Raw genomic sequence first — 26,316 nt, 5'->3', positions numbered from 1 at the left:
CTGCACCGCCCGCCCTGACCAGCCAGCCTCTCCCAGTCGCGCCGCAACAGTCCAACCGCAGTCAGGGCCACGGCCCGATCGTCCGCGACCGTCACCGAGTGCCGGAGGCCCGCCATGATCACCCATCCTGCGTACACCGTCGAACCGTGGTGCCTGCGCGAGAGCGAGCTCGACCTGGACGTGCTGGAGCAGAGCGAGTCGGTGTTCGCACTGGCCAACGGCCACATCGGCTGGCGCGGCAACCTGGACGAGGGCGAGCCGCACGGGCTGCCGGGGACCTACCTCAACGGCGTGTTCGAGTTCCGTCCACTGCCGTATGCGGAGGCCGGCTACGGATACCCGGAGTCCGGGCAGACGATCATCAACGTGACCAACGGCAAGGTGATCCGGCTGTTGGTCGACGACGAGCCGTTCGACCTGCGTTACGGCCGGCTGCACCGCCACGAGCGGCTGCTGGACTTCCGCGCTGGGGTACTGCACCGCAGGGTCGAGTGGACGACTCCGTCGGGGCGCACGGTGCGCATCCGCTCGACCCGGCTGGTCTCGCTCACTCAGCGGGCGACCGCCGCGATCGCCTACGAGGTCGAGGCGGTGGACGAGGAGGTGCGGATCGTGCTCCAGTCTGAACTGGTCGCCAATGAACAGCTTCCGAAGCGGGAGGGCGATCCTCGGGTTTCGGCCTCCTTGGGGGCGGTCCTGCAGCCTGAGGAGGACTTTGCGCAGGACAGCAGGCTGCGGCTGATGCACCGCACGGCCCGCAGCAGGCTGCGCGTGGCGACGGCGGCCGACCATCTGATCGAAGGCCCGCCAGGCACCTCCGCCTCCGCGGAGAGCGGCCAGGATCTCAGCCGGCTGACGGTGACCTCACTGTTGCGGCCGGGCCAGCGACTGCGGATTGAGAAGACGGTCGCCTACGGCTGGTCGGGCGCCAGGTCGCTGCCCGCCGTCCGCGACCAGGTCGACGCGGCGCTGGCCGGGGCGGCCAACACCGGCTGGGAGGGCCTGCTCGCCGAACAGCGCGAATACCTGGACGCATTCTGGGCACGGGCGGATATCGAACTGGAGGGCGATACCGAGATACAGCAAGCCGTCCGGTTCGCCCTGTTCCACGTACTTCAGGCAGCGGCTCGCGCCGAGGAGCGAGCCATCCCCGCCAAGGGCCTGACCGGCCCCGGCTACAACGGCCACTGCTTCTGGGACGCAGAGACGTATGTGCTGCCGATGCTCACCTACACCGCGCCCCACGCGGTGGGGCCAGCGCTGCGCTGGCGGCACACCACGCTGCCCGCCGCGCGGAGACGGGCCCGCCAACTCGGCCTGGCGGGGGCCGCGTTTCCCTGGCGGACCATCGACGGCGACGAATGCTCCGCCTACTGGCCGGCCGGCACCGCCGCGTTCCACATCAACGCCGACATCGCCGATGCGGTGGTGCGCTACACCGCTGCCAGTGACGACCTCGTCTTCGAGCGGGAGGCGGGGCTGGAACTGCTGGTGCACACCGCCCGGCTGTGGTTCTCGCTCGGCCACCACGACCCGCACGGAGTGTTCCACCTGGACGGCGTCACCGGGCCGGACGAGTACAGCGCGATCGCCGACGACAACGCCTACACCAATGTGATGGCCCAGCAGAATCTGCGGGCCGCCGCCGACATGGCCGAACGCCACCCCGACCTGGCCGCCTCGCTCGGCGTGGACGACGAGGAGACCGCGGCCTGGCGCGATGCCGCCCGGCGCATCGTACTGCCGTTCAACAAGGAACTCGGCGTGCACGAGCAGTCCGCCGGCTTCACCTCCCACCAGGTGTGGGACTTCGCCGGCACCCCGGCGAACCGCTACCCGCTGCTGCTGCACTTCCCGTATTTCGACCTGTACCGCAAACAGGTGATCAAGCAGGCCGACCTGGTCCTGGCCATGCACCTGCGCGGCGACGCGTTCACCAAGGAGGAGAAGGCCCGCAACTTCGCCTACTACGAACCGCTCACTGTCCGAGACTCCTCACTGTCCGCCGGCAGTCAGGCCGTGATGGCCGCCGAGGTCGGCCATCTGCGCCTGGCATACGACTACCTCGGCGAAGCCGCGATGATGGACCTGGCCAACCTGGAGCGCAACACTCGCGACGGCCTCCATATCGCCTCGCTGGCCGGGACCTGGACCGCGCTCATAGCGGGCTTCGGCGGGATGAGACACCACGGGGACACCCTGTTTTTCGCCCCGCGGCTGCCCGAGCAGATCAGTCGGCTGGCTTTCGCCGTGCAGTTCCGGCAGTGCTGCGTGCGTGTGGACATCTCGCACCAACAGGCCACGTACACCTTGTTGGCAGGGGCGGACCTCGAGATCCACCACCATGGCAGCCCGTTGACGGTGACCAGGGACGTCTCTCGTAGCGGGCCGATACCCGCTGTCCCTGATCTGCCGGAACCGCAGCAGCCTCCCAGTCGTGGGCCGGCCCGCCGCAGATGGGCGGGGCACAACGAGTGAGTCCACACCCAAACGACATGTGTCGCCCCCTCCGCAGCCGCCGCAGTTCGGCGACATGCCGCAGTCGTTCCTTGGATGGCGTTCAGGAGGGGGTGCTGCGGTTGTCGGCCGGCACGACGACGACGGGCAGGTGAGCGTGGTGTACGACCTCGGTGCTGGTCGATCCGAGCGTGAGGCGGCCCCAGGCGCCCGAACCGCGGGTGCCGACCACCAGCAAAGAGGCGTCCTTGCTCGCGTCCAGCAGAACCTGCGCCGGTCGGCCCGCCTCAGCGATGATCTCCACCTCCACGTGGGGTCCGCCGAGCTGCTTCCGTAGTTCGTGGACCGTCTCGGTCACCGCCTGTCGGGCGACGTCGTGGAGCTGTTCATGAAGGGTGGTGGCACCTTCAGGATCGGCCATCCATCCGTAGCCCGTGAAACGAGCAGGGGTGTAGTCGTAGGCACAGACCGCCCGTAGACCGGTGCCGCGCAGCTGTGCCTCGCGCAGAGCGAAGAGCACGGCGTGCCGAGCGTGCGGGGAGCCGTCCGTGCCGACCACGATCGGACCAGCCGGGACGTGCGCGGGAGTGTCGGTCATCGGGAATCCCTAAGAATGTGAGGCGGTCCGGGAGGGCCGGGTGGGCAGCATTCTGATCAACGTCAGGAAGCGGTCGTCGTATGGCCGGTCGCCGGACCGCTCACCGGTGCTGGGCGCTGGCGAGGAGAGACTCGAGGGGCACCTGTGGGTCGGTGAGCATGTGAGCGTCGACTGGATGGGCGGTGCGGACGAGGGCCTGCAGCTCGTCGTTGACGTCCCAGGTGTTGACGTTCATGCCTGCGAGCACTCGGTTGTCGGCGAGCCAGAAGGCGATGAACTCGCGTCCGGCCACGTCACCGCGGAAGACGACCTGGTCGTAGCCGCCAGGCTCGACGTACCCGGCGTACTCCATGCCCAGGTCGTACTGGTCGGTGAAGAAGTACGGCACTCGGTCATACACCGCGTCTTGCTGGCCGAGCATCGCCTGGGCCGCGGTCTGCGGCTGGTGCAGTGCGTTGGCCCAGTGCTCGACGCGGATGTGCTTGCCCAGCAGGGGGTGGAAGGCGTTGGCGACGTCACCGGCGGCGTAGATGTCCGGGTATGAGGTGCTGAGCCGTTCGTCGACGCGGATGCCGTTGTCGACCTCCAGGCCCGCCTCCTGCGCGAGCCCAATGTTCGGCGTGATGCCGACCCCGACGATGACCACGTCGGCGTCGATGCGGGTGCCGTCGGACAGCCGTACCCCGTCCGCCGCGCCGGCGCTGCCGGTGATCTCGGCGAGCTGTGCGCCGAACCGCAGATCCACGCCGTGGTCGCGGTGCAGGTCCGCGAAAACCTGAGCGACCTCGCGACCGAGGACCCGCAGCAGGGGCAGCTCGGCCATCTCCAGCACGGTGACCTCCACACCGGCCGCGCGGGCGGCAGCAGTGGTCTCCAGACCGATCCACCCCGCGCCGATGACCACGGCCCGTGAGGCGAACTGGAACGCTTCCTTGATCTGGTCGCTGTCCTCGACCCGCCGCAGGTAGAGCACCCGCTTAAGGTCCGCGCCGGGGACCGGCAGACGGCGCGGCGAGGATCCGGTGGCCAGCAGCAGCTTGCCGTAGCCGACCCGCTTGCCGTCGGCGAGTGTCACCTCGCGGGCGGCCGGGTCGACGGCGGTGACCGCCATGCCGAGCCGCAGGTCCACGTTGTGTTCCGCGTACCACTGCGGCGGGTGGACGTAGATCTGCTCGCGCGCGTCTTTGCCCATCAGGTAGCCCTTGGACAGCGGTGGCCGCTCATAGGGCCGTTCGCTCTCGTCCCCGATAAGGACCAGCGGGCCGTCGAAGCCCTCCTCGCGCAGGGCCTGCGCGGCCTTGGCACCGGCCAGGCTGGCCCCGACGATCACACACGCGTCGTTCGCGGACATCGTCAGTTCCCTTCCTGGGCTGCGGGCCGGCTCCGCAAGGTTTCGGCGAGCTGCTCGGAAAGCTGCTCCCAGCTGGCGTCGAACTTCGACACCCCTTCGTCCTCGAGGGTCTGCACGAGGTCGATGTAATCCACGCCCACTGCCCGCAACCCCTCGAGAACCTGCTGAGCGTCGTCGTAGTGGGTGCGGACCGAGTCGGCCGGCACCTGGCCGTGGTCGGCAACCGCGCGCAAGGTGGCCTCGGGCATCGTGTTGACCACGCCTGGCGCGACAAGCTCGGTCACGTACCGGGTGTCGGGGTAGGCGGGATCCTTGACGGAGGTCGAAGCCCAGAGCGGACGTTGTGGGTGAGCCCCCGCCTGCTCCAAAGCCTGCCAGCGGTGTGAGGAGATCACGCGCTCGTAGTGCTGGTAGGCCAGTCGCGCGTTGGCGATCGCCACCCGGCCACGCAACCCGGCCCCCTGTGCGGTGCCGGTCTTGTCCAGGCGTGCGTCTGCCTCGGCATCGACCCTGGAGACGAAGAACGAAGCCACTGAGCCGATCCCGGACAACTCACGGCCCGCATCGCGGGCGCGTTCCATCCCGTCGAGGAAGGCGGCCATGACCTCGTCATAGCGGGCGAGGGAGAAGATCAACGTGACATTGATGCTGATTCCCTCCGCCAGGCACGCGGCGATCGCCGGCAGGCCCTGCCGGGCGGCCGGGATCTTCACGAACAGGTTGGGCCGGTCGACCAGCCACCACAGCGCCCGCGCCTCCGCGATCGTCGCCGCGGTGTCGTGCGCGAGCCGGGGATCGACCTCGATGGAGACCCGCCCGTCGACGCCGCCCGTCGCGTCGTAGACCGGGCGCAGCACGTCACACGCCCACCGGACGTCGGTTGTGGTCAGCGCCCGCAGTGCCTCACCGACGCCGACTCCGCGGGCCGCAAGATCACGAATCTGTGCGTCGTAGGCGTCGCCGCTCGTGATGGCCTTGGCGAAGATCGTCGGATTGGTGGTCACCCCCACCACCCGGTCCCGCGCGACCAGGTCCGCCAGACTGCCGGACACCAGCCGTTCCCGGCTGAGATCGTCCAGCCAGATCGACACTCCGGCATCGCTCAGTGTCTTCAAGGGATTCATGACGTTGCCACTCTTCCCGCGCACCAGGCGGAGTGAGCAGCTCAAGGTTTCTTGCTGCTCGTCCGGGGCCCGCACCAGAGCTTGCCTGTCGCTCCATCGTCTCTGGAAGGCCAGTGGCCCGCAATCCGCACACCGGCTCAGGCCGACGGCGTGCTGGCCGGCCTGGACGGCTCGCCGACCGCCGAAGAGGGGCCGGTATTCCTGATCTTCAGTGAAGTTCCAGGTTCAGCCGCTGGGCTACCACCATGGTTGCGGGACGGCCCGGAAACATGGAGGCATTTGGCACGAACGATGGGGCTAACGAAATGCGGGCGCGAAACCATCGCATTCCATCGGCGGCCGCTCACCTGGCGTCCCGCTGGGACGGTGACGACGACGGTGCCCGAGCCGACTGTGGTCACCTCTGGTCTGAGCGCGCGGTGGTCGAGGGCAGTGCACCGCTGCCCGGGACGGTGCGGTCATCGGGACGCGGACTCATTCCACAACGCCAACAGCGCGGTGTCATCGCCACGTGCGGGGGCGACCCGCTCCACCAACTCGTCCAGGAAGTGGTCCGGCGAAAGGCCGCGCAAGTTTCCAGCTTCGCCGCGGAGCCGCTCGAGACCAACGGACAGATCCTCACCGCGCCGCTCTATAAGGCCGTCGGTATAAAGCAGGAAGAGGCTGCCTTCGGTTAGTGGCGCCGTGGCCGCCGCTTCCCGCGGCACGTCGGTGTCCACTCCGAGTGGAAGGCCCTCACCACCGGCCAGGAACCGTGCCCGGCCGTGGGGGCGGACGAGTAGCGGAGGCGGATGCCCGGCGTTGGCCCAGGCAAGCGAGGGGCAGACAGCCGACGGACGCGCCACACCGAGATGAGCGTGGCCGTGACGTCGGGCTCGTTCAGCTTCTCCAACGCCTGGTCCAGGCGGCGCACCACCTCGTCCGGCGGGCCGGGACGGTCGAGGACGAGGGCGCGGAGCATGTGGCGCAACTGGCTCATCCGGGCAGTGGCCCGCACGTCATGGCCGGCCACGTCACCAACGGTGAATGCCAAGGTCCCGTCCTGAAGTGCAATGGCGTCGTACCAGTCGCCTCCCACCTCTGCGTACGTGCGCGCCGGGGAGTATCGGGCGACAAGACGAAACGGGTGGACGTCAGGCAGGCTGCTCGGCAGCAGAGAGCGCTGCAGGTGCGTTGCGATGTCGCGTTGCTGACCGTACAGACGCGCGTTGTCCACCACGAGTGCGCCTTGATGCGCGAGGCTGTCGATCAGCGGGACCTGAGCTTCGGTGAAGGGACGACGCGCTTCGGTGCGGGCGACGATGATCACCCCGAAGGGGCGCCCACCGGCTTCCAGGGGACACGCGATCGCGGTGGTCGCGCCCAACCGGGTCAACAACTCCAGTTGTGCACGTTCCAAAGGATCCGCTGCTTGGTCAGGCGTCGGCACGTCGGGGATCAGTACGGCGGTGCCTCGGCGCAGGGCTTGGGCCAGCGGTGCGGCAGAGCCCTGCGGCCATGACGGGAGCAGTTGGGACGATTCTCCCGGACGGGGGCTGTTCGGTCGGCTTGTCCCGCGCCCCGTCACCACAGCCCGGCGAGCCCGGCCCCTTTCGTCCAGCAGGTCGATCACACACCAGTCAGCCAGTCGTTCGACCAGGAGTTCCGCAAGCCTCTGCAGGCTTCCCTCCCAGCCTCGACCCGCTTTGAGCGCGTTCGTGACATCCGCCAGCAGCCTGAGGGGAATGGCCTCCTCCACGCGCCGCCTCCTGATTCCCCCACTACCGTTTCGCCAACGCGTCATGCCTCTCGCGCGATCGGAGACCACCCCCTCTCCCGCCAGTGTGCCCGCAGCGATTGCAAACGGCGTGTCGGCGTTCTCCCAGGTTGACCAGCGCCGTTTGACCGCCTGAATCGGCGCTCCGACCTCGTCCTCGGGACACGACGCACGACACGCCTGAATGGAGGAATCCCTCAGCCTCGATGGAGCAACGCCGCGGTGGCTATCAGGCATACGTGTGAGCGTCGACCGTAGTGTGCCGCAGTGACCACGACGGACAATGCGGGAGCAGCCGTACCCAGCGTCCAGGCCCATCCGCGGCGGATGCGGGGCGGCAAGATGGTGGTGGCGTGGCTGACCACCACCGACCACAAGACGATCGGCTCGCTGTACCTGATCACGTCGTTCGCATTCTTCATCATCGGCGGCGTCATGGCGCTGCTCATGCGTGCCGAACTGGCCCGCCCCGGCATGCAACTCTTGTCGAACGAGCAGTTCAACCAGGCGTTCACGATGCACGGCACGATCATGCTGCTGATGTTCGCGACACCCCTGTTCGCCGGCTTCACCAACTGGATCATGCCGCTGCAGATCGGCGCCCCCGACGTGGCGTTCCCCCGGCTGAACATGTTCGCCTACTGGCTGTACCTGTTCGGATCGCTCATCGCGGTCGGCGGCTTCCTCACCCCGCAGGGTGCGGCCGACTTCGGCTGGTTCGCCTACGCCCCGCTCAACGACGTAGTCCACTCACCCGGCATCGGCGGCGACATGTGGATCATAGGGCTGGGCTTCTCCGGCTTCGGTACGATCCTCGGCTCGGTCAATTTCATCACCACGATCATCTGCATGCGCGCACCGGGCATGACGATGTTCCGCGTGCCGATCTTCACATGGAACGTCCTGCTCACCGCGGTGTTGGTGCTCCTGGCGTTCCCCGTGCTGGCCGCCGCTCTGCTGTGTCTGGAGGCAGACCGGAAATTCGGTGCCCATGTCTTCGACGCCGCCAACGGCGGACCGTTGTTGTGGCAGCACTTGTTCTGGTTCTTCGGGCACCCGGAGGTGTACATCATCGCGCTGCCGTTCTTCGGCATCGTGAGCGAGGTCATCCCGGTCTTCAGCCGCAAACCGATCTTCGGTTACATGGGCCTGATCGGCGCCACCATCGCGATCGCCGGCCTTTCGGCGACGGTGTGGGCGCACCACATGTTCGCCACCGGCGCTGTCCTGCTGCCGTTCTTCTCCTTCATGTCCTACCTCATCGCGGTCCCGACCGGCGTGAAGTTCTTCAACTGGATCGGCACCATGTGGAAGGGGTCGTTGAGTTTCGAGACCCCGATGCTGTGGGCGACGGGCTTCATGATCACCTTTCTGTTCGGTGGTCTGACGGGTGTCTTGCTGGCCTCGCCGCCGATGGATTTCCACGTCACGGACTCGTACTTCGTCGTGGCTCACTTCCACTACGTCGTCTTCGGTACGGTCGTCTTCGCCATGTTCTCCGGCTTCCATTTCTGGTGGCCGAAGATGACGGGCAAGATGCTCGACGAACGCCTAGGCAAGATCACTTTCTGGACGCTGTTCACCGGATTTCACGGCACCTTCCTCATCCAGCACTGGCTGGGCGCGGAAGGCATGCCGCGCCGGTATGCGGACTACCTGGCGACGGACGGGTTCACCGCGCTGAACACCATCTCCACCATCAGCTCATTCCTCCTCGGCATGTCGATGCTGCCGTTCTTCTACAACGTGTGGAAGACAGCCAAATACGGCAAGAAGGTTGAGGTCGACGATCCGTGGGGATACGGCCGTTCTCTTGAATGGGCGACGTCGTGCCCGCCCCCGCGGCACAACTTCGTCGCCCTTCCCCGCATCCGCAGTGAGTCACCGGCGTTCGACCTGCACCATCCCGACCTCGCCGCGAGAGAAGAACTGCGGGACCGCTCGTCGGAACGAGCGTCCCTGGGGCAGGGTGGGGGTGATGAACGGTGAAGCGTTCCGGCCTCGGCGTTCGTGCTGAGCGGCACAGCCAGGTGTACGCGCGCGGCCTGAACGAGTTGGAGAGCTATCTACTGGATCAGGCCGAGGCGACTGACACCCTCAGTTGCGGCGAGGCGTTCGCCGCGCAGATGCCCTGGCTGACGACCGCTCAACGGGAGGAGGTCGTCCGCCTCTATGCCACCGACCGGCTTCAGATCTCACGCGCCGCCCTCCAGCGCGTCACCGACCGGGTACTGGAGCTGCAGTGCCAGTACTCCAGCCGCTACCGCGCGCTGCAGGTCCGGCTGCTGGGTCTCTTTGTCTCAGCCCTCGCCGTGTTCGTCGTTGTGCTGATGATCCTTGTGTACTGATCAGCCGCCCCCAGTCCCACTGGCCGTTAGCCACCAGGGGCCCGTCGGAGGCTGGTCAGCGACGAGGAGGCCGTCGTCGCGTGGGCTCCCCCGGCTGTCGGTCCGTCGCTGGGCTGCTGTTGATCCCTGAGCCGTGCTGTCTGCTCGTAGGGTGCCGTCCGTCTGGGGCCACCCGGCCCGAGCAACGGTTATGGCCGGACTGCGCAGGGCTGGGAGCAGCCCGGCGAGCTCTGCCAGGCTCCCGCGACCGAGGAATGGGGCGAATGTGATCGCAGAAGACGCTCTGCGGCGCTCGCAGTGCGGTAGGAGTTCTTTTGGGGTGTATTGGTACAGGAGCCCGTTGACCGGGCGGTACTAGGGCCGCAAGGCCACGGGCAGGGACGCACGCTTCCCGCTTCTCGGCACCCAGCTTCTATCGAGACGAAGGCAGTCGTTATGAAGCCAGTGCTCACTGTGGGTCTGGACGGCTCCCCCGAGAGCCTGGCCGCTGCACGCTGGGGCGCGGCGGCAGCCGACCGGCAAGGGCTTACCTTGAGGCTGTTGCACGCGTGGGTCCCGCTGGCGCCGGGGCCTCGCGGTGTCTCTGCGGAGAGTGACCAGCACCATTGGGCACAGCGCATTCTTCACGACGCGCATGTCGAGCTCCACAAGCGTTACCCCGTGCTGTCCATCGTTGAGGATCTTGTAGCCGACGACGCCAGGTCCGCACTGCTGACAGCGGCAGCGAAATCCCGGATGATCGTGCTGGGCTCGCGTGGACTGGCGGCGGCTGGCAGTTACTTCCTTGGCAGCACCAGCATGGACGTCGTGGCACGGGCCGAGCGGCCGGTGGTCCTCGTACGTGCAAGCCTGGAGGAGACAGCGCCTTCTCCCGTCGCCAACTGCGTGGTGGTCGGCCTGAGCCTGCGGGACCCATGCGATGAACTGTTCGAGTTCGCCTTCTCTGCCGCCCACGCACGCGGAGTGCCCCTACGCGCTGTCCACGGCCACGAGGTACCGGTGCAGGCGCATATGCCCTGGGGCGTGGACCCTGAAGTTGCCGCAGAGATCACGGACAAGGCGCAGAAGAAGCTCCGCAAGCAACTCCGTCCATGGCGCAAGAAGTTCCGCGGTATGCGGGTGATCAAAGTCCTTACCCTCGACAGCCCGGCCAGAGCAGTCGTCCACGACACGGAGACGGCGGGACTGCTGGTCGTAGGCAGACGCAGGCACCGGGGCGCACTGGCGCCGCGCCTCGGGCCGGTGGCTCATGCGGCCGTGCACCATGCGGCCTGTCCCATCGCCGTTGTCCCCCATGGCTGAGGGTCACGTCCGCTGGAGTGGTGTATCGACGGCCACTCGGTGATCTCGTCTTTGAGGCTATGCGGTGAGTTCGGTGGGCAGGACGGTGTCGTCGGTTTCTGACTCGATCGGGTGGAGCCGGGCCTTGGCGAGGAGTTCGCGGCCCATGTAGCGGCGGGCTTCGGTCCACTCGTCGTTCTGTTCGGCCAGGACCGCCCCGACGAGCCGGATGACGGCGGTGCGGTCGGGGAAGATGCCGACCACGTCGGTGCGGCGGCGGATCTCCTTGTTCAGCCGCTCCTGCGGGTTGTTCGACCAGATCTGCCGCCAGATCTCCCGCGGGAAGGCGGTGAAGGCGAGCAGGTCGTGCTGGGCGGCGTCCAAGTGGGCTGCTGCCTTCGGGAACTTGGCCTCCAGCGCGTCCAGGACGTGCCGCATCTGTGCTTGGACCGCGTCGGTGTCGGGCTGTTCGAAGACCGTCCGCAGCAGCGTTGCCACCCAGGGCTGGGCTGACTTCGGGACCTGGCTCAGCAGGTTCCTCGTGTAGTGGGTGCGGCAGCGCTGCCACGAGGCGCCGGGCAGCACTGCGCCGATCGCGTCCACCAGGCCGGCGTGGGCGTCGGAGATGACGAGCTGAACGCCGGACAGGCCGCGGGCGATCAGGGAACGCGGGAAGGCGAGCCAGCCGGCGCCGTCCTCGGCGGTGGCGACGTCCAGGCCGAGGATCTCGCGGTGGCCGTCAGCGTTGACACCGACCGCGATCAGCGCATGCACGTTGACGATGCGCCCGCCCTCGCGGACCTTCTGCGTGAGCGCGTCGACCCAGACGAACGAGTACGGGCCGGCGTCCAGGGGACGGTTACGGAAGGCGGTGACCTGCTCGTCCAGGTGCTTTCAGCCGGTGGCCGTTCTCATATCCGGGCCCTCACTCCGACGCCAGGCCAAACACCCGGATCAGGTGGGAACCCGTACACCACTTCCCGGGACGCAACCGGGGTGGCGGCCCGGATGCCGGGCAGGTTCCGGGCCGCCACCTCATGTCACGACCTCGATGACCCGGGCGTGATTCGGTGGATGGGCGGCGGGAAGTTCACCTGGAGGTTGCACTGAGCGCCGCCTGCGCGGGAGGCACTTTCCGTGAGGCGGCCGCCACCGAACGTTGCGCATAGGTGGGAGTGGCCCCCGGCGGGGCGCTCATCGCAGTGGGCAGGTATCGAACGTGCGGACTGCAGTCCGGCGGGCACGGCTGCCGCGCTGAGCACCGTGCACACCAGCATCCGTGCTGCGACGGCGCGTGGAGATGCTGCGCGGGCTGACGTGATAGCGCCGAACATGCCTCGTCATCACCGCCCGACTTTCCTGGGGCACCCGCCTTTACACCAACCGCAAGACCGTCTGGACCGAGCAAGCCCTCCCACCTCTGCACCCATGCCCCCGCGGGTGCAGGCAGGAACGGCTCACGAACGCAGGTGAGTGATCACGTCAACAGGCTGCGGCGTCCGCCGTTGCGGGGTCGAAAGAGCTGAAGGAGGCTGGTGGTGTGTTCCGCAGGCGTTTGCCATCTCGCGCAGCCGACGCGCCACTTCCACGCGCCGAGAGCGCGGGTGAGTCACTTCCCAGAAGCGCGGTCAGGGCTCCGATGGTCTATGTGGTCGCGCTGACGATCCCGATCGTGGCACTGGAGCTGGTCATTGATGACCGTACAGTGCGGCTCGCCCCCCTGTTGATCCTGCTGCCGGCCTTCCCGGCGGCGATCGGCACGGTGCGGCAGACCATCTACGCGGTCGGCTGGGTGTTGATCGTCATCACCGGAGTACTGATCTACCGGCCGCTCCCTTCGTGGTACGACTACGTGATCGTCATGGTGCTGGCCGCAACGCTTGGCGTGCTGTGCGTCCTGACCTGCCACTTGCGTATACGGCGCGAGCGAGATCTCCGCCGGGTCCGGTCCACAGCTGTCGCCCTGCAACGGCAGGTGCTGCGCCCGCTGCCCGTCCTGACCGACCGGGTGATCGTCGACGGCGTGTACTTGCCGGTGGAGGAGGACCGTCTGGTGGGAGGAGACATCTACGAGGCGGTGGCCTCGCCGTACGGGACGCGGCTGCTGTTCGGCGATGTCCAGGGCAAGGGCCTGCCTGCGATCGGGGCCGCCTTCGCCGCGCTCGGAGCGTTCCGCGAGGCCGCCTTGCGCGAGCCGACGCTCACCGCGCTCGTGGATGACCTGGAAAGGGCCGTCGTCCGCCACAACGTCTTCGCCCAGCAGACCGGCGAGCCTGAACGGTTCGTCACCGCTCTCATCCTGGGCATCGACGCCTCGGCGGACACGCAGGCGGTCAACTGCGGCCACCCTCCGCCCTATCTGCTGAATACCGGAGCGGTCACACCGGTACAGCTGGGCGACCCTGGCGTGCCTCTCGGTCTTGCGGATCTCGCTCCGAAACCCCGGGCCGTCGCGTGGTTCCCGTTTCTTCCCGGGGCCACTCTTCTTGCCTGCAGCGACGGCGTCACCGAGGCACGCAGCATCACCGGCGCCTTCTATCCCCTCGAAGAGCGCCTGCGAGTCTGGGCGGACGTTTCCCCCTGGGAAGTCGCCGACAATCTGGTCAAGGACTTGAGTCAACACACCGCAGGTGAACAGCGGGACGACATCACGGCTCTCGTAGTTCGCCGAGCCTCCTGAACAGGCGCTTCCAGTAGAGGGACCACTGCCACGGCCTGTAGGCGACCTCAGTGGCGAACCGCCCCTCTCGAACAGGCAACGACAATGGTCGTGTGCCTCCTGCGCCTCACTTTCAGCTGGTATGTGAGCCGAAGGAGCCGTGTGACAGAGGACTGCGAGAGGTTCGGCCGTCGACCGCGAGGACCGCGGACCTGGAGATCTTCGAATCAGCCGAAGTGAGGGGCCAAGGCTCTCCTCGTCAGGCCCAGGATCCGAAACCGCTGGTCCGGCCCCGTTGGCGCTCCTGTACATCGAGGGAGAACCTGGAAAGGCTCAGCACGGCCAACCGGCCTGGAGGTGCCATGTACAGCAAGATCACCATCGCTGGCCATCCCATTCACCCGATGCTGGTCGGTTTCCCCATCGCCTGCTACACCGGCACGCTGGTGGGTTTCGCCGTCTACGCGGCCAATGGGCAGCAGTTCTGGCTGAACCTGGCCATCGCTCTCAACATCGCTGGGGTCGGCACAGCACTGCTGGCAGCCCTGCCCGGCATCGCCGATCTGGCGTTCGGCATTCCCCGCCGGTCGGCGGCCAAGACCGTCGGCATTGCCCACGGCAGTCTCAACGTAGCGGCGCTGGGCCTCTTCGGAGCGAGCCTTGCCATCTACGCCACCCATTGGGATGGCCCCGCGACTGGCGTCACACCCGGACTGGCACTGTCCGCGGCTGGACTCGCCTGCACGCTCGGGGCTGGCTTCCTGGGCTGGATGCTGGTCCAGGACTACCACGTCGGCATCCGGCTCACGCCCCTCCAGGAAAGCGATGAAGGGGCGGTGCAGGAGGCTCGACGGCTCCATCTGAACCGCGTCTCTTGAAGAGGCGTAGAGGGATCGCTTCCCGGCCGGAGCTGCCGACCGGCCGTGTCACCGACACTGAAGAACCTCTGGCCGTCTCTTTGGCCAGCAGGCCGCCAATTTCCGAAAAGGGTGCCTTCGGGTGACACCCACACCGTCCAGTTCGGGTTCTGCATCGCCGGCACCGGACGTGCCCTGGAGCCGGCAGACAGACCTGCCTGATCTGCCAGACGTCCCGGCCGACCCACCGGCACGCTTGGACGGGTACACGGGACTCCGGAACTACGCGGTTATCGGGGACGGCCGCTGCTGCGCGCTCATCGCCCGGGACGGCTCGGTGGACTGGATGGCCTGGCCGGACCTTGACTCGCCGACCGTGTTCGCCGCCGTGCTCGACCACCTCAAGGGAGGACGGTTCCTCCTCCGGCCAGAGGCGCCCTACACAACCTCCCGCCGCTACCTGCCTGGCACCAACGTGCTGGAGACGACGTTCACCACAGCAGGCGGCACGGTTCGGGTGACCGACGCACTGACCATTCCCGACAGCCGCTCCCTGGCGCCTGCCCGGGAGCTGGTCCGGCGGATCGAGGGCCGGGCGGGCAGCGTCCCCATGCGCTGGAGCGTCCAGCCGCGCTTCGGCTACGGCGCCCGCGCACCTCACCTGACACGTCGTGCGGGCGTCCCGGTCGTCACTTCAGGTCCTGAGGGGGTCGGGATCTGCGCCTGGAACGCGGGAGAGCCGCAGCCCACTTCTGATGCCGTCGCATCCCGCTTCCGCGCGGACGCGGGCACCCGGGCCGTGATCGCGCTGCCGTACGCACACCGGGAACCGCTGGTGCTCCCCACGCGCACCGAGTGCGAGGCCCGGCTCGACCACACGGCCGCCACCTGGAGAGCGTGGACCGACGGCCGCACCTACGCGGGCCCCTGGCGGGAGGCGGTGCTGCGCAGTGGCCTCGCCCTCAAGCTGCTGGTCTTCGCTCCCTCCGGCGCGGTCGCCGCCGCTGCGACCTGTTCCTTGCCCGAGGAGCTCGGTGGGGAACGCAACTGGGACTACCGCTTCAGTTGGATCCGCGACTCCGCCTTCACCCTGAACGCCTTCCTCAAGCTGGGCTGCGCGCCGGAAGCGACCGGCTACTTCTGGTGGCTGATGCACGCCTCGCAGCTCACCCACCCCCGCCTGCACGTCCTGTACCGCCTCGACGGGGGCGCCCGCGCACCCGAGAAGAACCTTCCCCTGTCGGGCTACCGCGGTTCGACTCCCGTACGCATCGGCAACGCCGCCGCCGGCCAGCTCCAGCTGGACACCTACGGAGAGCTGGTGCAGACGGCGTGGCTGTACACCGCAGCGGGCCATCGGCTCGACGCCGACATCGCCCGCCGCCTGGCCCAGACCGCCGACTTCGTCTGCACCGTCTGGCAGCAGCCCGACATGGGCATCTGGGAGGTCCGCAGCGCTCCCGAGCACTTCACCCAGTCCAAAATGATGTGCTGGGTCGCCCTCGATCGCGCTCTCGACCTCGCCCAGCGGGGGCTTATCCCCGACCGGCACGCACCTCGCTGGAGGCGTGAACGGCAGGCCATCGCCGAGTTCGTGGACGACCGCTGCTTCAGCCTGCGGCTGAACACCTACGTGCGCTCCGCCGACAGCGACGAGCTGGACGCCGGCCTCCTGCTCGGGCTGCTCCACGGCTATCGGTCGCCCGACGACCCGCGCATGCGCGGTACCGTCGCCGCCATGCAACAGGCATTGCAGGACGGCCCCTACGTCAGCCGCTACCTCGGCGCCGACGGAGTCCACGGCAGTGAGGGTGCCTTCCTCGCCTGCTCCTTCTGGCTCGCCGAAGCACTCGCCCGGACCGGCCGCGCCGACGAAGCGGCCCACCTCATGGACCAGCTCGTGCCTCTCGCGAACGACGTCGGCCTCTACAGCGAGGAGATCAACCCCGCCACCGGCGACTTCCTCGGCAACCTGCCCCAGGGCCTGTCCCACCTGGCCCTGATCAGCGCCGCCTGCGCGATCGGGCAGGCCACACGATGAGCATCTGGGCCGCACTGGCGGGCGGGCTCGTCGGCACCCTGGTCCTGACCACCGGCCTGCGCGCGGCCAATGCCCTCAGCCTCACCCGCATCGATCTGCCGTTCCTGCTCGGGACCGCCTTCACCAGCGACCGGACCCGCGCCAAAGCCCTCGGCTACGGCGCACACTTCATCAACGGCCTGATCTTCGCCCTGCTCTACTACGCGGTCTTCGTCGCCATCGGCTACAGCAGCTGGTGGCTGGGATGCGTCTTCGGCCTCGTCCACGGACTGTTCGCCACCACCGCGCTCGTCAACATCCTGCTGCCGCTCGTCCACCCGCGCATGGGCCAACCCGAAACCAGCGCCCCCGATGTCGCGCTGCTCGAACCACCCGGCTTCCTCATGCTCAACTACGGGCCCGGCACACCCGCCGTCACGCTCACCGCACATCTCGCCTACGGCACCATCGTCGGCGGGTTCCTTGCATGGCCAGGCTGAGAAACCGCGGCCGCACCCCTCAGGGTTTGCCGCACGTCAGCGGGCAGGACACCGTCCGGGTAGCGTGGAAAACGGACCAGGAATCCGCACAAAGAAGCCCTCGTATCGCGGTCGAAGGCGGAAGGGTCCTCATGACCACTCCACATGAAGCGGCGTCCTCCGGCCAGGACCCTGCGCAGCTTCCACCGGATGCGGAGCCGACCGGTAGCGGAGCGGAGGCGCGCGGCCCCCGGCTGGCGTCGGTCGTGGTGTTCGTCCACGACCACGACGCATCGGCGGATTTCTACGGGGAGCTGCTGAACATGGAGGTCACCGTACGCACCGCCACTGCCGCGCTGCTCGTGAGCCGCAGCGGCTTCCAGGTGTACCTACGGGCCGTGGGCTCGCACGCCATCCACCCGACAGGTCACGTCGGCGCGCACTACGTGATCTGGACGGCGGACGGCCCCGACGACTTCCAGCGGTGCGAGCGCGTACTCAGAGCCCGCTCCGACCGTGTCGACACCAGAGAAGCTGAGGGCTTCACCCTCATCGAGGGCCGGGATCCCAGCGGCCTGCCGGTCCTGGTGGCGTATCCGGGACCGGACGAAGTGGCACGGCTCGAGATCATCTCTCGCTACTACGCGTGATGCCGGAAGAAGCGGAGCTCGGCAGGAGGTCCTCCATGGCACACAAGCGAACGGTGCAGGTCCGCCGCGTCTACGACGCACCGGCGCAGACCGACGGCACCAGAGTGCTGGTCGACCGCCTCTGGCCCCGGGGCATGACCAAGGAGAAGGCCCACCTCGACGAGTGGTGCAAACAGGTCGCACCCTCCACAGAGCTGCGCAAGTGGTACATCCGCAACCCCGATCGTTTCGCGGAGTTCAGGCACCTCTACCAAACCGAGCTCCAAGACCCCGAACGCGCAGACGCCCTGGCCCACCTGCGAGACCTCGTCGAAGACCGAACCGTGACACTACTCACCGCAACCAAACATCCCGAGACCAGCAAAGCCGAGGTGCTTGCCGAGCTGCTCCGGAGCTGACAGCACAGGGCAGCGAGCTCCACTCTCCCTGCAGGCCCCAGGGGGCTCTGCGAAACCAAACCGCCGCACCGCCCACCTGTATCTCCACCGGGTAGCGCGACGGCGCCCGAGACCCCAGATTCCCTGGAGAGGTGGGACCCCATCGGGCAGCAATTCCCAGCGAGTCCGGTAGCCGCTCCTCAGGAAGCAATTCGGCGTAGACAGTCAATCTGAGACAGGAGGGCCCGGATGGCAACCACGACGAATTTGCTGAGCCTGCTCTCACCCGAAGACCGCGACCGCTTGCTGCAGTTCGCGACCGACGTGTCTTTCCCCGCAGACGCCCGCATCTTCGAGGAGGGCAGCAAGGCCGACCGGTTCTGGACCGTCATCACCGGATTGGTTGCTCTCGACGTCCACGTCCCCGGCCGGCGGGCGGCCACCGTCGACGCCATCGGCCAGGGTGAACTGCTCGGCTGGTCGTGGCTGGTCCCACCGCACACCTGGCAACTGGGCGCAGAGGCACATGGCCCGGTACATGCACTGGAATTCGACGCGACGGCGGTGCGCACACTGATCGAGGAGGATCCCGTGCCGGGGCTGTCGATCACACGCTGTGTAGCTACCGTGGTCGGCAACCGACTTCAATCCACCCGGACCCGCCTACTGGATCTGTACGGGCCGGCTGGCAGCGGCCCGAGGTCCTGACCGGCAACCGTGCGTTGCCGCGGACGCCTGCGTGAGCTCGCTCAGCACTCCGGCACAGGTAGCGCGATAATGGAATGAGCCGACTGCACGGGATGTTTGTCGCGTCTTGAGGCCGCATATGAACGGGCGATTCACGCAGATGCATGGGCCCCCGCCCGTCGTAGGGATGGTGGGCGAGCGGCTCGTGCCCCTCACCGACGAGGCGGAGTGGGCGGCTGTGTCTCCGCGGCAGATCGCTCCCGCGGAGTGGCAGCGGTTCGAGGGATACATGAGTGAGATCTTCGGGGCGCTGGGCCTGGCCGTCGGGTCGGAGGCCACCGTGGACACCCCCCGCCGCTTCCTGCGTGCCCTGTTCGACGCCACCAGCGGGTACGAGGGCGACGAGAAGCTGGTCACCGCCTTCGAAACCGAATGCCACGGAGGGTCGGACTGCCGGATCAGCCAGATCGTCGAAGGGCCGATCCCGTTCTTCGCTCTCTGTGAGCACCACGCTCTGCCGTTCTTCGGCAAGGCGTACATCGGCTACATCGCCCACGAGCACATCCTCGGCCTGTCCAAGCTGACCAGGTTGGTGCGACTGTTCGCCCGCCGCTTCTCGGTACAGGAACGCATCGGCCGCCAGCTCGCCGAGTCGTTGCAGCAGATCCTGCTGCCCCACGGCGTCGCGGTTCACTTGGAAGCGGTGCATCTGTGCACGCAGATGCGCGGCGTTCGGGAGATCGAGTCCAGCACCCGCACCACCCACTGGCGGGGCACCTACGAGGAGGATCCGCAACTGCGAGGCGAGTTCTTCACGCTGTGCGGCCAGCGGGGCCTGGCCGGCCATGGCTGAGGACAGCGCCGGGCACCCCGTAGCACGGACACGGACAGCTTCGCTGGAGTCGCTGGAGTTGCTGTACGAGGAAGCCGGGCAGCCCCGGTTCGGGCTGCCCCCGGCGCTCGCCACTGCCTACGGCGGCGATCTGGGCTTCGCCCTGCCGTGTGTGTACGCGAACTTCGTCACCTCCATCGACGGAGTGGTCGCTCTTGGGCCCGAATACCCCTCCTCCGGCTCGGCGATCAGCGGACGCGAACCCACGGACCGGTTCGTCATGGGACTACTGCGTGCATGCGCTGACGCCGTACTCATCGGGGCCGGCACTCTCCGAGCCACGCCGGGCCACCAATGGACACCCGATCACGTCTGCCCGCAGGCCGCCCCGGCCTTCGCCGAGCTGCGGCAGAGTCTGCGACGCCTCGCCCAACCAAAACTGGTTGTGGTCACCGCGAGCGGTGACCTCCCCACCGAGCACCCAGCCCTGGAATCGGGCGCGCTTGTGGCGACCACCGTGGAAGGCGCCCGTCAACTGGAGGGACGCCTGCCGCCAGCGTGTACGACACTCACCGCAGGCGAAGGGACCGCCCTTCGTATGGCCGACGTACTCGCGGTTCTCCACGCTCGCGGACACACCGCGGTGCTCACCGAGGGCGGACCGCACCTCATCGGCAACCTGCTCGGTGAGGGCTTGCTGGATGAACTGTTCCTCACGACATCCCCGGTACTCGCTGGCCGTGCCGACACCTCGCGCCCGGCACTGATCACGGGACTCGAACTGCTGCCGAAGCAACCGGCATGGGCCGATCTGATCAGCGCCCGGCGACGGGATTCATACCTGTTCCTTCGCTACCGACTTCGCTCCCGTGTCCTCGGTCACCGGGCCAGAACCGCACAGCCCAGCGCGAGCAGGGACAGCACCTTCAAAAGCTCGAGCGCCACGTAGTACAGGTGGGCGCGGGAGCGGTGCCGCGCGGGGTCCTCGCCCGCGAGTACGGCGTCGGAACGCCTGTTCAGGCGCGGGCGGACGACGGTGAGCTGTCCAGCCAGGACGGCCAGCGTGATCGCGGTGAATGTGACGACGGCCGTAGACGGTGTGGCGGTGGCGACCGCGGCGACAACGATGACGGCGAGGACGGTCTCGACGAGGTTGAGCGCGCGGAAGACCATCCGGCCGATGCCGAGTCCGATCGGGATCGTCACGCCTGGGGCCCGGAACTTCAACGGCGCCTCCAGGAAGGAGATCGCCAGCACCATCCCGAGCCAGAGAAAGGTGACGGCGCCTGCCACGGCCGCCAACGTCGTATTCATTGATAGTGGTCTCTCTCGTGTCCGGGGCGGCGGCATTCGTCAGGAGCAGCTACGGGAGGTCAGCACCCAGTGGGAATGCCGGGCGTCAGGCGGCGGGTCCGGTGGCCCGGTGCTTCAAACGATCGGCCACGCTGCCAGCGGGTACGCGAACTCTGGGGGCGAGGCCACGACCATCAGCGAGGCGGGCTCGGTGCTCAGGTTCGCGAGGCTTACCCGCTCAGCGGTGTCGACGTGCGCCGCCGAGCCGGGCACCAGGGTGTGTACGTCCTGGCCGTGGCGCACCTGAACCGACCCGGCGACCGGGATCAGGACGATCTGTGAGGCGCCGAGGTCGTGCTCGGGCAGGCCACCGCCGGGGGGATCTCCACATGGATGACGGCGACTTGGTCGGAGGTGGTGGCGGTCGTGAGCGGTGCGGCGGTCGGGCCGTCGGCCACAGGGGGTCGCGGTTTCGGTGTCGACGATGTGCATGGGGATTCCTCGTTTCCGGCGCGGGTGGGCCCGCGTCGGCGTTTATCCATACAGGAGGGGACTATGAGGCCGTGGAGGGGGCGAGATGTGCCAGACAGGCGTCGGGTTCGGCGAAGGGTTCGAGCCGGGTGGCTTCCACGGGGGCGCGCAGTTCGGCCAGGGCGCCCTGTATCAGGCCCAGGTGGAGCGGGCAGACGATCGTGCTGTACTCCTCGGCGAGTTCGAGGAAGGGGCAGTGCCGCAGCCGGACGGGGCCAGGCACCTCACCGTCATGGCCGAGCTGTGGGTCGAAGCCCAGATCGTCGAGCATGGCGGCAAGCCGGCCGACGGCTTCGTCAGCGGTCAGCCGGCGGGAGGGGGGCACCTGCTCGACCAGATACCGTCCCCACGCGCGCCCCACGTCGGTGGCCGCCGCCCCGGCGCCGGACCCGGTCGAAGCCAGTTGACTGAGCAGCATCCGGGCCAGCAGCCGGTATCGACGCGTTCCTCCCCGGTCCATTCCCGGTTGCAGCGCGTAAACCGTGCGCGGGCGTCCAGGACCCGACGGTTGCTCCAGCGTCCGCTCGACGCGGCCCTGTGCCACGAGCGCGTCGAGATGGAAGCGCACCGTGTTGGGGTGCACGTCGAGCCGGTCGGCGACCTCGGTGACGCCCAGCGGGGCACCGGCGGCCTGCACCGCGTCGAGTACGGCGCGGCGGCGTTCGGAAAGCTGTTCCCGATCCTGCCGTTCCTTGCTGGTGGCCATGTTGATCAGCCTTCCCGGACTTGCGGCGGCAGTGCCGCGATGATCGGGTGGTCACGCTCGACGAGCCCGAGCTTGGCGGCGCCGCCGGGTGAGCCGAGGACGTCGAAGAACTCGACATTCGCCCGGATGTACTCCTGCCACTCCGGCGGGACGTCCTCCTCGTAGAAGATCGCCTCGACCGGGCAGACCGGCTCACAGGCCCCACAGTCCACGCATTCGTCCGGGTGAATGTACAGAGAACGCTGCCCCTCGTAGATGCAGTCGACGGGGCACTCTTCGACGCACGCCTTGTCTTTCACGTCGGCGCAAGGCTCGGCGATCACGTAGGTCACAATGCGCTCCTCACGCCACCCGAGAGGTTTCTCCAAATAATACATGTAATAATTGTGGGCGCGGGGGCTGAGAGGAGCATCACGCGGTGGCATCGTCATCCGAGATCTATATCGAGGCGACAGAGACCGACCCGGCCGTCCGGGCCCAGATAGCGATCCGTGCCCTGCACCAACGGCTGCGGATCGGCCTCGCCGCCTTCGGCGAATCCGAACCGGTCGCCGGCTCCCACAACGTCGTGCACGCGGCCCTGGTGGACTTCTGCTCCGGTGAGCTGCGCCGTCATCTGGCCGCCACCGACCAGGCACTCTTCGCGGCCGCCTCCGGCGCGGCCGAGACACGCCTGCTGGTCCGCGCCCTGCGCACCACAACCGCAGCCCTCGACGCGCACATCGACGCACTCGCCGCCACCACCGACACCACCTCCGCGATGGCGATCGCCCAGCTGATCGAGGCGGTCCTGGCCGTCCATCTGGCGGCCGAGGAGACCGTCCTGCTGCCCGCGCTCGCCGCCCTGCCCGGCGCCGATCTGCCCGCCCTCGTCACGGACATGCTGACCCTGCTCGCGGGCGAAGAACTCGACCATCCGCCGGTCCTCGACGTCCGTGAGATCCCGCACGGCCGACGGCACCTGCGGATCTTCGCGCGCTACGCCCGCCTGAGCCCCGGCGAGGGCTTCGTCCTGATCAACAACCACGACCCCAACTCCCTGCGCCGCGAGTTCGAGGCCACCCACCCGGGCACCCACACCTGGGACTACCTCGAATCCGGCCCGGAGATCTGGCGGGTACGGATCGGAAAGGCAGCCGTCGATGCCTGACACCCCACCTCCCGGTACCCCCGCGGCGATCGACGAGGACGTTGCCGAGCCCTCGCCCCCGTCCGCTCCCGCGCCGACACCGCGCCTGCTGTGTGACGTCCATGCCCTCGCCGGGACCGTTCCGGCGACGGCGGGTGCCGTGTGGAAACTCACCGAGTCCGGCCGTCAACTCGACGCCAACCTCGTCCACCTGCCGGCTCACCAGTGCGTCGAGACCCACGCCGAGCCCGACCTCGACGTGCTCCTGCTCGTCGTCGCCGGGCACGGCATCCTCGGCACCAGCGACCGGACGGAACCCCTCACAGGTGGTGCGCTGTTCTGGCTTCCCCACGGCTCGACCCGCCGCATCACCGCAAGTGCCGACGGCCTGTCCTACCTCACCGTTCACCGCCGACGACCCGGCATGCAGATCCGCCCCCGCCCAGCAACGGACAACTGATCGCCGGCGCATCTCCCCCAGTGCCCGTCCTCGCAACGCGAGCTGCGCAGCCCGCCGCCGTGGGAGCGGCGCACCTGCTCGCCGGCCTCGGCTCAGCAGTCCCGGTGGTGTCGATGGCAGCGGGTTCGAGGCGGTCGCGGTCGAGCCGGGCCGCCAGCACGAGGCGAGGGTGGGAGCTCGGTGCCAGGCCCGGCCCCGATGGCAGGTAGCTGCACGGCTTGTTCCACGATCAGAAGAGCCGCGAGGGCCGCCTCAATGTGCTGAGCAAGATGGCCACGGCACCTGCCTCAGCGGCGCGGGACCCAAGCGTCGATCTTGTCGTCGAGGTTGTCCGAGACGGCCCGCAGCGTCCGAACCAGCAGGCAGTTGGCGGCACCCCCCGCCCGCTAGGGTCCGTGGCCGATGCGGCTCGAGCGCCGGAGAGTCCCGCTGACACCAGTGGAGGGCGCTACCTCTGCGACCAGTCGGGGCGCAAGCGAGCCGGCCTTGCAGGGTTCCGGCGTTGTTCAGAGCTTGCTGTACCGGTCAGATTTCGGCAAGCCATTCGGCGAGTACGGCGGCCTGGCTGTGATCCACGTCCTTGGTGGCGGTGAGGAGCGTGAGGTTGTCGTGGGCGGCCAGGTCACGCAGATGCTCGGCGGCCTGCCGGTGTCCGGTGTCCTCCAGCTCGGACAGGTAGCGGCGGCGGAACTCGGCGAAGCGGCTCGGCTCGTGGCCGTACCAGCGGCGCAGGTCGGTCGAGGGGGCGACATCGCGCAGCCACTCGTCCAGGTTCGCCTCGTCCTTGCGCATACCCCGTGGCCAGACACGGTCGACAAGGACCCGCTTGCCCTCCTTGGGCGAGGTCTCTTCGTAAACTCGGCGGTAGGTGATCTGCTCGGCCATGACGGCACCTTCCAGATCAATCGGTCAGTCCGGACCGCAACTGTGAGCGGCCGGTGCTTGCCCCACCCAGGGGTGTTTCTGACTCACCCATTTTATCGGGGGTCGCCGTTTGCCGAGGGGCGAGCGGGCCGGGCCGTTCCGCGACCGTTCGGCAGACGGTGTGAGGAGGAGCATGAGCACGCACAGCAGCCGCCCGACGCCGCAGGCCCGCTACTTCCCCTTGGCGACAGCTCCCCGACTGGATTCCGTGCGCGAACTGGACGAGACGGTGAGCACCTGTCGGGCCTGCCCGCGGTTGGTGGCCTGGAGGGAGGAGGCCGCCCGCGTCAAGCGCAGGTCCTTCCGGAACTGGGAGTACTGGGCCAGGCCCGTGCCAGGCTTCGGTCCTCCGGACGCACCACTGGCGATCATTGGACTGGCTCCAGCCGCGCACGGCGGCAACCGCACCGGACGCATCTTCACCGGCGACCCGTCGGGCGATGCCCTCTACGCAGCCTTGTTCGACCTCGGTCTCGCCTCCCAGCCACAGGCCTCACACCGCGACGACGGGATGAGGCTGTACGGCGTGCGGATCACGGTGCCGGTGCACTGCGCACCGCCCGACAACCGCCCCACCACCACAGAGCGCGACACCTGCCGGCCATGGCTCGCCCAGGAGCTGGAACTCCTGCGCCCGACCCTGCGCACAATCGTGGTACTCGGCGGATTCGCCTGGCAGGCACTGCTCCCGGTACTCACCGCCACCGACTGGCAGGTGCCCCGTCCGCGCCCAGCCTTCGGGCACGGCGCACACACGCAGCTAACCGACGCCCGAAGTGGACGGGCGCTGCACCTGATCGGCGGCTACCACCCAAGCCAGCGCAACATGTCCACCCGCACCCTGACCCCCGCCATGCTCCGCGACGTCCTGCACCGCGGTGCCAACATCGCCGACCTGCCGGTCCGCCAGCCTCCTGGGTGACCTGCCGTTGACCAACTCGCCTACGACGGGTCTCCGGCGACGCGCGCCGAAAGCGGGATCCGTCCCTGTTCCTCCGCTACTGCCTTCGACCCCATGCGCGGGCGTCAGCCCACAATGATCATTGTGCAGGCCGCGCCGCCGTAAGCGTTGGTCCGTGCCGGCGGCGTGCCGTTCGCGGCGGGGTCGGCCATCATTGAGGGGTAGGGGCCGCCGGTATCGTCGCCGCTCTCCCGGATGCTCCGTGCAGGAAGGGAGGCTCATGGAGTTCTTCCCGCCGATTCCGCTCGCCGAATGGCGGGGCTGTAAGGAGACGCTGCACCGGTTCGCGCAGGTCGTCGGCAAGATCCGGCTCACCGCCAGCGTTCGACGCAACCACTGGTGGAATGTGCCCTTCTACCTCACCGGACATGGCATCACCACGCGTCCGATGCCGGCCGAAGGTAATCCGTTCATCATCGACTTCGTCCGCCATCAGCTGGTGGCCGCTTCACTGGACGGCACAGAGGTGTCCTTTCCGCTCGGATTACTCCTGCCCACCACCTCCCTGACTTGCGACAACCCGGCCAGATACGCCAAGACGGGCCAATTCGACCCGGATTCGACCCAGCACGCCCTTGCGACAGCGCTGACCAGTCTTGAACTGCAAGAATGCAAGTTCTGCCGGTGTACCGCCTAAGAACCGGCAAGAAATTGGCGCGTTCACGGACAAGAGTTCAACTTCCGGACAACCACGGAAGCACCGCGGTCGGACATGCTCGCCAGACGCGTCACCGGCCACCTCAGGAGTGATCCACCCAGCGGCGACACCCCGCAGCCGCTGCCAGTGATGGGCAAGACGCATGACAACGCCCTGACCAGCCCTTTCTCAGAGACGC

The 26,316-nt window shown here is 68.0% G+C and carries 25 protein-coding genes and 3 pseudogenes; 17 read left to right on the top strand and 11 right to left on the bottom strand.

Annotated elements, in window-relative coordinates:
- Positions 1 to 114 precede the first annotated feature (114 nt).
- A complete protein-coding gene (locus IG99_RS13170; RefSeq protein ID WP_037673262.1) occupies positions 115 to 2,478 on the top strand; it encodes a glycoside hydrolase family 65 protein in 2,364 nt (787 codons plus the stop codon).
- A gap of 82 nt (positions 2,479 to 2,560) precedes the next feature.
- Here IG99_RS13170 and IG99_RS13165 read toward each other — a convergent pair whose 3' ends face one another.
- The 5 genes and pseudogenes from IG99_RS13165 to IG99_RS45325 all read right to left on the bottom strand — a co-directional run.
- Complete coding sequence (locus tag IG99_RS13165) at positions 2,561 to 3,055, bottom strand: universal stress protein (RefSeq protein WP_051865307.1); 495 nt, start codon at positions 3,053 to 3,055, stop codon at positions 2,561 to 2,563.
- Positions 3,056 to 3,155: 100 nt separating this feature from the next.
- Complete coding sequence (locus IG99_RS13160; RefSeq protein WP_037673259.1) at positions 3,156 to 4,406, bottom strand: NAD(P)/FAD-dependent oxidoreductase; 1,251 nt, start codon at positions 4,404 to 4,406, stop codon at positions 3,156 to 3,158.
- Positions 4,407 to 4,408: 2 nt separating this feature from the next.
- On the bottom strand, positions 4,409 to 5,530 hold the full coding sequence (tal, locus tag IG99_RS13155; protein WP_037673257.1) for a transaldolase: 1,122 nt from the start codon (positions 5,528 to 5,530) through the stop codon (positions 4,409 to 4,411).
- Positions 5,531 to 5,988: 458 nt separating this feature from the next.
- A complete protein-coding gene (locus tag IG99_RS51985) occupies positions 5,989 to 6,375 on the bottom strand; it encodes a PP2C family protein-serine/threonine phosphatase (RefSeq protein WP_078947686.1) in 387 nt (128 codons plus the stop codon).
- A 17-nt stretch (positions 6,376 to 6,392) separates the two neighbouring features.
- Positions 6,393 to 7,313, bottom strand: a pseudogene (locus IG99_RS45325) (PP2C family protein-serine/threonine phosphatase); the annotation flags it as partial.
- A gap of 300 nt (positions 7,314 to 7,613) precedes the next feature.
- Here IG99_RS45325 and ctaD point away from each other — a divergent pair.
- The 3 genes from ctaD to IG99_RS13135 all read left to right on the top strand — a co-directional run bounded on the left by ctaD (position 7,614) and on the right by IG99_RS13135 (position 10,936).
- Positions 7,614 to 9,275, top strand: a complete 1,662-nt coding sequence (gene ctaD / locus IG99_RS13145) for an aa3-type cytochrome oxidase subunit I (RefSeq protein WP_078947684.1) — start codon at positions 7,614 to 7,616, stop codon at positions 9,273 to 9,275.
- A complete protein-coding gene (locus IG99_RS13140; RefSeq protein ID WP_037673252.1) occupies positions 9,272 to 9,634 on the top strand; it encodes a hypothetical protein in 363 nt (120 codons plus the stop codon). Before ctaD ends, IG99_RS13140 begins: the two co-directional genes overlap by 4 nt.
- Positions 9,635 to 10,069: 435 nt before the next feature.
- Entirely contained in the window at positions 10,070 to 10,936 is an 867-nt protein-coding gene (locus IG99_RS13135) for a universal stress protein (protein WP_037673251.1), read from the top strand.
- Positions 10,937 to 10,993: 57 nt separating this feature from the next.
- On the opposite strand, the pseudogene IG99_RS13130 reads toward IG99_RS13135, so the two are convergent.
- Positions 10,994 to 11,809 (bottom strand): annotated as a pseudogene (locus IG99_RS13130) (IS256 family transposase); the annotation flags it as partial.
- Between the two features lie 745 nt (positions 11,810 to 12,554).
- Here IG99_RS13130 and IG99_RS13125 point away from each other — a divergent pair.
- The 9 genes from IG99_RS13125 (at position 12,555) to IG99_RS45320 (ending at position 20,425) form a co-directional block, all read left to right on the top strand.
- Entirely contained in the window at positions 12,555 to 13,595 is a 1,041-nt protein-coding gene (locus tag IG99_RS13125; protein WP_037673250.1) for a PP2C family protein-serine/threonine phosphatase, read from the top strand.
- A 341-nt stretch (positions 13,596 to 13,936) separates the two neighbouring features.
- Positions 13,937 to 14,452: a DUF2231 domain-containing protein gene (locus IG99_RS44155; RefSeq protein WP_051865299.1), complete on the top strand. Its 516-nt coding sequence runs from the start codon at positions 13,937 to 13,939 to the stop codon at positions 14,450 to 14,452.
- A 235-nt stretch (positions 14,453 to 14,687) separates the two neighbouring features.
- The gene (locus tag IG99_RS13115; RefSeq protein ID WP_078947683.1) at positions 14,688 to 16,472 is read left to right on the top strand and encodes a glycoside hydrolase family 15 protein; all 1,785 of its coding nucleotides are present in this window, start codon (positions 14,688 to 14,690) and stop codon (positions 16,470 to 16,472) included.
- Complete coding sequence (locus IG99_RS13110) at positions 16,469 to 16,951, top strand: hypothetical protein (RefSeq protein WP_037673248.1); 483 nt, start codon at positions 16,469 to 16,471, stop codon at positions 16,949 to 16,951. The genes IG99_RS13115 and IG99_RS13110 overlap by 4 nt, the downstream gene beginning before the upstream one ends.
- A 131-nt stretch (positions 16,952 to 17,082) precedes the next feature.
- A complete protein-coding gene (locus tag IG99_RS13105) occupies positions 17,083 to 17,580 on the top strand; it encodes a VOC family protein (protein WP_234311838.1) in 498 nt (165 codons plus the stop codon).
- Between the two features lie 35 nt (positions 17,581 to 17,615).
- Positions 17,616 to 17,978, top strand: coding sequence for a DUF488 domain-containing protein (locus IG99_RS13100; RefSeq protein ID WP_037673245.1), 363 nt, complete (start codon positions 17,616 to 17,618; stop codon positions 17,976 to 17,978).
- Positions 17,979 to 18,206: 228 nt separating this feature from the next.
- A complete protein-coding gene (locus IG99_RS13095; protein ID WP_037673242.1) occupies positions 18,207 to 18,665 on the top strand; it encodes a Crp/Fnr family transcriptional regulator in 459 nt (152 codons plus the stop codon).
- Positions 18,666 to 18,831: 166 nt separating this feature from the next.
- Positions 18,832 to 19,497, top strand: coding sequence for a GTP cyclohydrolase I (folE, locus tag IG99_RS44150; RefSeq protein ID WP_063768311.1), 666 nt, complete (start codon positions 18,832 to 18,834; stop codon positions 19,495 to 19,497).
- Entirely contained in the window at positions 19,490 to 20,425 is a 936-nt protein-coding gene (locus IG99_RS45320) for a dihydrofolate reductase family protein (protein WP_078947681.1), read from the top strand. The genes folE and IG99_RS45320 overlap by 8 nt, the downstream gene beginning before the upstream one ends.
- On the opposite strand, the gene IG99_RS13080 is transcribed toward IG99_RS45320, so the two are convergent.
- The 4 genes from IG99_RS13080 to fdxA form a co-directional block, all read right to left on the bottom strand.
- Positions 20,356 to 20,790, bottom strand: coding sequence for a hypothetical protein (locus IG99_RS13080; RefSeq protein ID WP_037673239.1), 435 nt, complete (start codon positions 20,788 to 20,790; stop codon positions 20,356 to 20,358). The genes IG99_RS45320 and IG99_RS13080 overlap by 70 nt on opposite strands.
- A gap of 114 nt (positions 20,791 to 20,904) precedes the next feature.
- The gene (locus IG99_RS13075) at positions 20,905 to 21,261 is read right to left on the bottom strand and encodes a cupin domain-containing protein (RefSeq protein ID WP_037673238.1); all 357 of its coding nucleotides are present in this window, start codon (positions 21,259 to 21,261) and stop codon (positions 20,905 to 20,907) included.
- 61 nt (positions 21,262 to 21,322) lie between these two features.
- Positions 21,323 to 22,006, bottom strand: coding sequence for a helix-turn-helix transcriptional regulator (locus IG99_RS13070; RefSeq protein WP_037673237.1), 684 nt, complete (start codon positions 22,004 to 22,006; stop codon positions 21,323 to 21,325).
- A gap of 5 nt (positions 22,007 to 22,011) precedes the next feature.
- Positions 22,012 to 22,338: a ferredoxin gene (gene fdxA / locus IG99_RS13065; RefSeq protein WP_037673236.1), complete on the bottom strand. Its 327-nt coding sequence runs from the start codon at positions 22,336 to 22,338 to the stop codon at positions 22,012 to 22,014.
- A gap of 86 nt (positions 22,339 to 22,424) precedes the next feature.
- On the opposite strand from fdxA, the gene IG99_RS13060 reads away from it, so the two are divergent.
- Together IG99_RS13060 and IG99_RS13055 are read left to right on the top strand one after the other, a co-directional pair.
- Entirely contained in the window at positions 22,425 to 23,156 is a 732-nt protein-coding gene (locus tag IG99_RS13060; protein WP_037673235.1) for a DUF2249 domain-containing protein, read from the top strand.
- Positions 23,149 to 23,595, top strand: coding sequence for a hypothetical protein (locus IG99_RS13055; protein WP_234311837.1), 447 nt, complete (start codon positions 23,149 to 23,151; stop codon positions 23,593 to 23,595). The genes IG99_RS13060 and IG99_RS13055 overlap by 8 nt, the downstream gene beginning before the upstream one ends.
- A gap of 525 nt (positions 23,596 to 24,120) precedes the next feature.
- Here the strand turns inward: IG99_RS13055 and IG99_RS13050 are convergent.
- Entirely contained in the window at positions 24,121 to 24,480 is a 360-nt protein-coding gene (locus tag IG99_RS13050) for a DUF488 domain-containing protein (protein ID WP_037673233.1), read from the bottom strand.
- A gap of 172 nt (positions 24,481 to 24,652) precedes the next feature.
- Here IG99_RS13050 and IG99_RS13045 point away from each other — a divergent pair, with 172 nt between their 5' ends.
- Positions 24,653 to 25,441 carry a uracil-DNA glycosylase gene (locus IG99_RS13045; protein ID WP_037673231.1) on the top strand — a complete coding sequence of 263 codons (789 nt, stop codon included), beginning with the start codon at positions 24,653 to 24,655 and terminating at the stop codon, positions 25,439 to 25,441.
- A gap of 259 nt (positions 25,442 to 25,700) precedes the next feature.
- A pseudogene (locus IG99_RS45315) lies at positions 25,701 to 25,961 on the top strand (DUF5996 family protein); the annotation flags it as partial.
- Positions 25,962 to 26,316: the final 355 nt, after the last annotated feature.

It is taken from the genome of Streptomyces griseus subsp. griseus (genome assembly GCF_000720255.1).
Classification (GTDB): domain Bacteria; phylum Actinomycetota; class Actinomycetes; order Streptomycetales; family Streptomycetaceae; genus Streptomyces; species Streptomyces griseus_I.
The sequence above is the reverse complement of the archived record's forward strand: the minus strand, read 5'-3'. Positions and strand labels throughout refer to the sequence as shown.

What these genes read in the sequence shown, in the direction of transcription:
- IG99_RS13170 (WP_037673262.1), top strand. Translation starts at nt 115, where the DNA reads ATGATCACCCATCCTGCGTACACCGTCGAACCGTGGTGCCTGCGCGAG.
- IG99_RS13165 (WP_051865307.1), bottom strand. Translation starts at nt 3,055, where the DNA reads ATGACCGACACTCCCGCGCACGTCCCGGCTGGTCCGATCGTGGTCGGC.
- IG99_RS13160 (WP_037673259.1), bottom strand. Translation starts at nt 4,406, where the DNA reads ATGTCCGCGAACGACGCGTGTGTGATCGTCGGGGCCAGCCTGGCCGGT.
- tal (WP_037673257.1), bottom strand. Translation starts at nt 5,530, where the DNA reads ATGAATCCCTTGAAGACACTGAGCGATGCCGGAGTGTCGATCTGGCTG.
- ctaD (WP_078947684.1), top strand. Translation starts at nt 7,614, where the DNA reads ATGCGGGGCGGCAAGATGGTGGTGGCGTGGCTGACCACCACCGACCAC.
- IG99_RS13135 (WP_037673251.1), top strand. Translation starts at nt 10,070, where the DNA reads ATGAAGCCAGTGCTCACTGTGGGTCTGGACGGCTCCCCCGAGAGCCTG.
- IG99_RS13125 (WP_037673250.1), top strand. Translation starts at nt 12,555, where the DNA reads ATGGTCTATGTGGTCGCGCTGACGATCCCGATCGTGGCACTGGAGCTG.
- IG99_RS44155 (WP_051865299.1), top strand. Translation starts at nt 13,937, where the DNA reads ATGTACAGCAAGATCACCATCGCTGGCCATCCCATTCACCCGATGCTG.
- IG99_RS13110 (WP_037673248.1), top strand. Translation starts at nt 16,469, where the DNA reads ATGAGCATCTGGGCCGCACTGGCGGGCGGGCTCGTCGGCACCCTGGTC.
- IG99_RS13105 (WP_234311838.1), top strand. Translation starts at nt 17,083, where the DNA reads ATGACCACTCCACATGAAGCGGCGTCCTCCGGCCAGGACCCTGCGCAG.
- IG99_RS13100 (WP_037673245.1), top strand. Translation starts at nt 17,616, where the DNA reads ATGGCACACAAGCGAACGGTGCAGGTCCGCCGCGTCTACGACGCACCG.
- IG99_RS13095 (WP_037673242.1), top strand. Translation starts at nt 18,207, where the DNA reads ATGGCAACCACGACGAATTTGCTGAGCCTGCTCTCACCCGAAGACCGC.
- folE (WP_063768311.1), top strand. Translation starts at nt 18,832, where the DNA reads ATGGTGGGCGAGCGGCTCGTGCCCCTCACCGACGAGGCGGAGTGGGCG.
- IG99_RS45320 (WP_078947681.1), top strand. Translation starts at nt 19,490, where the DNA reads ATGGCTGAGGACAGCGCCGGGCACCCCGTAGCACGGACACGGACAGCT.
- IG99_RS13080 (WP_037673239.1), bottom strand. Translation starts at nt 20,790, where the DNA reads ATGAATACGACGTTGGCGGCCGTGGCAGGCGCCGTCACCTTTCTCTGG.
- IG99_RS13075 (WP_037673238.1), bottom strand. Translation starts at nt 21,261, where the DNA reads ATGCACATCGTCGACACCGAAACCGCGACCCCCTGTGGCCGACGGCCC.
- IG99_RS13070 (WP_037673237.1), bottom strand. Translation starts at nt 22,006, where the DNA reads ATGGCCACCAGCAAGGAACGGCAGGATCGGGAACAGCTTTCCGAACGC.
- IG99_RS13055 (WP_234311837.1), top strand. Translation starts at nt 23,149, where the DNA reads ATGCCTGACACCCCACCTCCCGGTACCCCCGCGGCGATCGACGAGGAC.
- IG99_RS13050 (WP_037673233.1), bottom strand. Translation starts at nt 24,480, where the DNA reads ATGGCCGAGCAGATCACCTACCGCCGAGTTTACGAAGAGACCTCGCCC.
- IG99_RS13045 (WP_037673231.1), top strand. Translation starts at nt 24,653, where the DNA reads ATGAGCACGCACAGCAGCCGCCCGACGCCGCAGGCCCGCTACTTCCCC.